Source organism: Roseateles sp., assembly GCF_031397715.1.
GTDB lineage: Bacteria > Pseudomonadota > Gammaproteobacteria > Burkholderiales > Burkholderiaceae_C > Paucibacter_A.
Genome location: NZ_JANNMI010000328.1, coordinates 1 through 3,385 on the forward strand (window position 1 = coordinate 1; position 3,385 = coordinate 3,385).

A 3,385-nucleotide genomic window follows, 5' to 3' on the forward strand; every position below is an offset into this window, starting at 1 on the left:
ACACCCCGCTGCACCCGTTCCGCAGCTACTTCGAAGACCTGAGGATCGGGGACTCGCTGCTGACCCACCGGCGCACCGTCAGCGAGGCCGATATCGTCAACTTTGGCGGTGTCTCGGGTGACTATTTCTACATGCATTTCGACGCCATCGCGGCCAAGGATACGCAGTTCGGTCAGCGCATTGCGCATGGCTATTTCGTCTTGTCGGCGGCGGCCGGTCTGTTCGTGTCGCCCGCACCGGGGCCGGTCTTGGCCAATTACGGACTCGACACGCTGCGCTTCGTCAACCCGGTGGCGATCGGCGACACCATTCAGGCGCGGCTGACCTGTAAACGCCGCATCGACCGGGGCAATCGCCCGGATCAGCCGCCGCAAGGCGTGGTCGCCTGGGACGTGCAGGTGTTGAATCAGCGCGGCGAAATGGTCGCCAGTTATGACATCCTGACCCTGGTGGCCAAGCTGGCGTGATACCCTGGCTGTATGAATACACAGTTGACAGAGATGGTCCTTAACGCCGAAGACACCTGGGTCCAGGGCGATTTATGTTGGCGCGACGAGCGCTGGACCGCCCAGGTCATCAAGAATGAGGACGACGAGGGTTGGGCCGTGGCGATGACGCTGGCCGGTGAGGCCGAACCGGCGCTGGTCGGGCCCTGGACCATGGGGCGTGACAAGAAGAACCCCAAACCTTTGTCGGCACCGGCTTTTCACACCTTGGTGAAAACCGCCTCCGAGGTCTTGCGCCGGCATGAGCAGCAGTTGCATGCCCAGTTGCACAAGAGCCTCAAGATCGACAGCGAAAAGGGCCGCTTGACGGTGCTCTTGGACATCGTGCCCGATGAAGATAACCCTTATGCCACGCTGACTGCCAAGAATGCCGACGGCGAGGTCTTGGCCGAGGTGAAGGTCAGCGCCGGCTTTAAATTGACCGAGACTAGCGCCCAGGCCTGGGTTGAGCGGGACTTTCTGCGGCCTTGAGATCGGCCCGGCGCGCGCCGGTAAAGCGCTTGGCCCAATAGGCTTCACGCATATCTTCCACCCGCACGGCGCCGCCGACACGGGGAGAGTGAATGAACTTGCCTTCACCGACATAGATGCCAACATGCGAGAAGGTGCGCTTCATGGTGTTGAAAAACACCAAGTCGCCGGGCTTGAGCTCATCGCGCTTGACGGTCAGCAGATTCGACATCTTGGCCTGCTCATCGGCGCGGCGCGGCAAGATCATGCCGACACTGGACTCGAAAATATGGCGGGTAAAGCCACTGCAATCGAAGCCGCTCTCCTCCGACGAGCCGCCGCGTGTGTAGCGCACACCCAAGAAGTTCATGGACGAGATCACCAGGTTTGAGGCGGCGTCGCGCACTTGCTCCATCAAGCGTCCGGGCTCGGCCTGGCCTGGCGAGAGAAAACCACGTTCCTGCAAAAAACGACTGACCGAGTCAGCGGCAGGGTTCGCACTCGGGGCCGCCGTTGGGGTCACTAGGGCTGCCGAAGCAGGCGCAGCAGGTGGCACGACTTTGGTCGAACCGATAGCCTGCAACTGGCTGAACCCCCAGGCGCCGGTGACCATGCCGGGCGGTGGCGCGTTTTGCGCTTGGCTAGCCGTACTGACGCACAGAAGCAGCCCGACCGCGCTGGCCGTCAGGCGGCGCAGGGGCAAGAAACTTGTGAGCGGGGAGGGGCGGCGGAGGCGGGCGTCGAGCATGGTGTTCGGCGCGCAGCTTAGGCGGGGGCTGTTGCAGGTGTCAAGCAGTCGGTCGTCTAGCTAAGGAAAAGCAAGGGAAAGCCCGCAGCAAGTCGGGCCATGGTTTAACTATTTTAACGGGATTCCAGAGTAACCCCGAGTTTCACCCGATAGGGTTCGGCAGTCGGCAAAACCAGCAGGTCGGCCTCGGCGATTTGGCCAGCAAGCTGGGCGGCTTGCACAAGCGGGCTTGAGCTCTGCCTGTCGCCGCTGAATTGGATCCTCAGCGCTTCCAGTCGGCGTCGATAAAGCTCAGCACGCTGTCTTCATGGTGAGGCCCTATCACCTGGTGGGCCTCATCTTTGACCGCCGCAATGGCGTTAGCCACGGCAATGCCGCGGTGTGCCGCGCGCAGCATCTTGATGTCGTTGACATGATCGCCGAACACCACTACCTCGCGCTCCAGCAGGCCGTAGCGCTCGGCCAAGGTTTTGATGGCCTGGTCTTTGGTGGCGCGCCGGTCATGCACAGTCAGCCAGGGCCATCCGGGTTTGTAAAGATCCTCGGCGAGATGGGTTTCCACCGCATCGCCGCAACACTCGTCAATCGCAGCCTGCAGCGCCGCCAGGGGCGCATGGCGAGCCACCACGACAAAGGTCACGGCCGGCGTCGCTAACTCGTCTTGCAGACGGGCGGTATGGCGCAGGCGTGGGTCGGCATTGCGCTTGCGCTCGTCGACAAAGGCCTGCTGCGCCTCGTTGTGTACCGATTGGTAGAAGAGCTGATCGCCCTTGGGGCCGTGGGTCGAAACAAAGGGCATCAGGCCGTGCTGACGGATCAGCGCGAACACGGCTTGGCTCAAGGCCGGCTCGATCGCGTGCACCAGCTCGTGCCGGCCCGTGGCCATCTCGCTGATATAGGCGCCGTTCGAAGCAATAACGGGCAGGCGCAGCGGTAAGTCGCCCAGGATTTGGCGGATGGAAGAGACGTGGCGCGCGCTCGCAACGGTGAAGGTCAGGCCTGCATCAAGCAGGCGCAACAAGCCCGCTCGCGTGCTGGGCGCTAGCCGCCCCTCGGTGTCCAGCAAGGTGCCGTCAAGGTCTGAGATGTAAAAGCTCATTTTTCATTTCAGAAAGCAAGAAGGGCGACCGCTTGGCCGCCCTTTGGGATGATGGTCAGCAGACTTGGATGTCAGAGCACTTCAGAGGCAAAGTCGGCCAGCCGTGAGCGCTCGCCGCGCGCCAAGGTCACATGACCGCTGTGCGCCCAGCCCTTGAAGCGGTCGACGGCAAAGGTCAGGCCCGAGCTGCCTTCGGTCAAATAGGGCGTGTCGATCTGCGCCAAATTGCCCAGGCAGACGATCTTGGTGCCGGGGCCGGCGCGGGTGATCAAGGTCTTCATCTGCTTGGGCGTCAGGTTTTGCGCCTCGTCGATGATCACGTACTTGTTCAAGAAGGTACGGCCGCGCATGAAGTTCATGCTCTTGATCTTGATCTTGCTGCGCACCAGGTCGTTGGTCGCCGCGCGGCCCCATTCGCCGGCGCTGCCGTCGCTCTTGGCGAGCACTTCGAGGTTGTCGTCGAGCGCGCCCATCCACGGGCTCATCTTCTCTTCCTCGTTGCCGGGCAGGTAGCCGATGTCCTCGCCCACCGGCACCGTGACGCGGGTGACGATGATCTCGGTGTAGCGGCGGTCGTCCATC

Annotated in this window: 5 protein-coding genes; 2 read left to right on the forward strand and 3 right to left on the reverse strand. The window is 62.5% G+C overall.

Annotated elements, in window-relative coordinates; translation table 11 throughout:
* On the forward strand, positions 1-467 hold a 467-nt coding region (locus RMO57_RS14355), incomplete at its 5' end, for a MaoC/PaaZ C-terminal domain-containing protein (RefSeq protein ID WP_310387725.1).
* Positions 468-479: 12 nt separating this feature from the next.
* Positions 480-977 carry a hypothetical protein gene (locus RMO57_RS14360; RefSeq protein WP_414896434.1) on the forward strand — a complete coding sequence of 166 codons (498 nt, stop codon included), beginning with the start codon at positions 480-482 and terminating at the stop codon, positions 975-977.
* On the opposite strand, the gene RMO57_RS14365 is transcribed toward RMO57_RS14360, so the two are convergent.
* The 3 genes from RMO57_RS14365 to RMO57_RS14375 all read right to left on the reverse strand — a co-directional run.
* Positions 934-1,659 carry a C40 family peptidase gene (locus RMO57_RS14365; RefSeq protein WP_310387726.1) on the reverse strand — a complete coding sequence of 242 codons (726 nt, stop codon included), beginning with the start codon at positions 1,657-1,659 and terminating at the stop codon, positions 934-936. The genes RMO57_RS14360 and RMO57_RS14365 overlap by 44 nt on opposite strands.
* A gap of 307 nt (positions 1,660-1,966) precedes the next feature.
* Positions 1,967-2,803, reverse strand: a complete 837-nt coding sequence (locus RMO57_RS14370) for an HAD family hydrolase (RefSeq protein WP_310387728.1) — start codon at positions 2,801-2,803, stop codon at positions 1,967-1,969.
* Positions 2,804-2,874: 71 nt separating this feature from the next.
* The coding region (locus tag RMO57_RS14375; RefSeq protein WP_310387730.1) for a PhoH family protein at positions 2,875-3,385 on the reverse strand (511 nt) is incomplete at its 5' end.